Source organism: Stieleria sp., assembly GCF_041595215.1.
GTDB lineage: Bacteria > Planctomycetota > Planctomycetia > Pirellulales > Pirellulaceae > Stieleria > Stieleria magnilauensis.
Map to the genome: position 1 here is coordinate 1 of NZ_JBFHKV010001020.1, position 3,095 is coordinate 3,095.

General features: G+C 57.0%; 1 protein-coding gene. It reads left to right on the forward strand.

Annotated features, from left to right (window positions below):
* Nucleotides 1-2,723 (forward strand): choice-of-anchor Q domain-containing protein (locus ABX749_RS27505; protein ID WP_372898849.1); only part of this gene is annotated, 2,723 nt, incomplete at its 5' end.
* Nucleotides 2,724-3,095 lie beyond the last annotated feature (372 nt).

Sequence of the window (3,095 nt, forward strand, 5' to 3'; positions counted from 1 at the left end):
CGATCGTCGGAACGTTAAATGTCGAGCTCAGCACGATTACCGACAACACGGCAATTGAACGCGGGGGCGGGATCGCCGTAATACAGGGCACTGGCGTTGTGCATCAATCGATTGTTTCCGGCAATGAATCAGATCGCGACAAGAATCTGAGCGATGGAGTTCAAATTTTGATCACGGGTGACTACAACGTGATCGGTTCCGGAGAGATGACTGGTGGTACGCACGACGTCTTGACAGACGCCCCGCTGTTGGGTCCGCTCGCCGACAACGGTGGCTCGACGCCGACACACGCCGTTCTGGCCGGCAGTCCGGCAATCGACGCGGGTGACCCCGCGATGAACGATTCCACCATCCCGTATGACCAGCGCGGGGTCGGATTTGGCCGAATCTTTGATGGCGATGAGAACGGCACATCGATCATTGATGCCGGAGCGATTGAGTTGGTCACCGCAGTCAATCGTCAACCGACGTTGACCTTGGGATCCAATCCGGTCGCGCGGGAAGACAGTGGTCAGTATTTTTTCGCTCGCTTCGCGACATTTGATCCTGGCGATCCGATCGAGTCAGACCAGAGTGTCTTGGCGTACCACATCAATCACATTCAGCAGCCGGATTTGTTCAGCGATCCGCCGGCGATCGACGCCGATGGAACGCTGACGTTCACACCGGCTGCGAACGCCTTTGGTTTCACCACGCTGGTGGTCACGGTTCAAGACGACGGGGGAAACGCCAATGGTGGTGTCGACACTTCAGAAGCTCAAGAACTGACCATCACGATCACCCCGGTCAACGACGCCCCCGCGTTGGAGGCTGCCGTATTACCGCCGGTAAGCGGAGGTGCCGGCAGCCAAGTGGTGCCGAGATTCATCACCAACTTTGATCCGGGAGCGGCCAATGAATCGGGACAATCGGTCGCTCGGTACATCATCAACGTCACGGAAGTGACCGGTGCGAGCGGTGATTTTTTCGCTTCCGATCCCCGAATCGACAATCAGGGAAATCTTTCGTACGCGGTCCGCGAGGATATTTTGGTAGGCTCCGCTACTTTGCAAGTGTCTGTCCAGGACGACGGAGGAACGGATGACGGAGGGGTCGACACCTCGGTCGCTCAAACGTTCACTCTGAACGTCGTGGGGGCCGATTTTGGCGACGCCCCTGACACCTTCCCGGTGACACGTGCCCAAGCGGGTGCGCATCACATCAGTGGGACGCTCCGATTGGGAACACAAATCGATAGCGAGCTCGATGGCGTTTCTTCTGTGGATGCAAGCTCTGATAACGGAGATGACGGTGTGTTGCCGATTGCGAGTCTGTTAGGGGTCAGCGGCGTGGCCACCACGTCCAGTTTCGAAATCATCGCATCGGAGGCCGGACGACTCGATGCCTGGGTCGATTACAACGCCGACGGTGACTGGAGCGACGCGGGCGAGCAGATCGCGATCTATTTTGCGCTCTCCGCGGGCAGCAACACCTTATCATTTGCTGTCCCCGCGACCGCCGTGCCGGGGCCTCATGCAGCACGTTTCCGCATCAGCTCGGCCGGCTTTCTTCCCCCGACCGGGCGCGCCGATGACGGTGAAGTGGAGGACTACATCGAGACGGTGCTCGACAGTTCGCTTAATCCCGAGGTCTTAGTCGATGTGCTGGACACCCAGACCTTTATTTTGAAGCGACAGACAGAGATCGTCGTGACTGACGGGACTGTCGATCTTTTTGCAGCGCCGGCGGATCAGGTCGCTGCACTACGAGTCTTGGGTACCGATTCGGATGAGACCATCTCATTGGATCTGGGAGCGTTATCGTTTTCACGCCCGTTGGTGATCGATGCCGCCGATGGGACGGATACGTTGCTTGTCATCCAAACTGATAGCGAACTGGATCTGACAACCCAACAGGTTAGCCTCGAGAATTTTTCGATCATTGATCTCGGCGACCAAAACGCGAACACACTCGTCGTCGATCTCGCCGCCGAACGCGCTATCGCACCTGATGATCGAGTGATACGCGTAGCTGGAGGAGACGGTGATGCGATTCGTTTTGTCGACCGCGAAGATTGGCGAATGGGGCCGACCTCGATCGTCGACGGCGTCTTCCTGCGTTCGGCGTTACACATCGGCGGCGGAAACGAACGGATCGATGTGGATCTGCCACGGCCGTGGCAGAATCTTGTTCTCCCGAACGACGTCAACAATAACGGTGGTATTTCGCCGACCGATGCATTGGCAATCATCAATGAATTGGCACGACAGCGTTTTTTCAACCCGATATCCCGTCTGTTGGTTGATCCACTGACGGTGACCTCGTGGCCCGATCTTTATGTCGACTCCAATGGAGACGGCCATTTGACTCCGCGCGATGCGTTGCTGGTCATCAACGAACTCGCGCAGATGATTGAGGGCGGTTCCGTTGAGGGCGAGTCGATGCCTACCCTTCGTAGCTTGGGCATTGCCGCCGCTCACCAGGCACCGGCTTTTGTAGCATGGGAGGAACCGGCTGATTCGGAGAACGAAAATGATGAGCGCAACTGGCTGATTGACACTGCGGCAGCGACACGCCGGTTCGCTGCCACCGCCAACCCGCACGTCGTTCCGCATTCGATGAGCGAGGAGACGCTGGCAAATGGAGCAGCGATCGATCAGTTGCTTTGCGAGAAAGACTTCCTGGGCTCCTTGCTGGCCACCGATCTTACAAAGGGTCAGGAGCCGTTTATTCACAATAGGTAAGTTGGCGGGGGCGAACGCGTTTTCTCAGGTTGAATTCCTAATTGAATTTGCGGGCCGACTTTTCCACTCATCTGGGGCCTCCAAGAGCTTGGCTTCGTTGGATTGCCAATTGTTGCTGTGTCGTTCGAGCTATCTCAAGGGACTGGTTGACATTCATGCTCCAGCGAGGTGGCCGCCGAATTGCAATAGGTGGGTTGCGTCATGCGTTTCGTAGTTCATCGCGCGATCAACTGCACCGGCAACATCAGCACGAGGTGGCCTGGGCAACCGAAGGGATCTCAAGCATTGGATCCAAAGCCGCCAAGCGAACACCCATAAACTACCCAGTCGACCAAAAAGGCTCCTGACCCTTTTTCTCGAAACGGTGGCAGA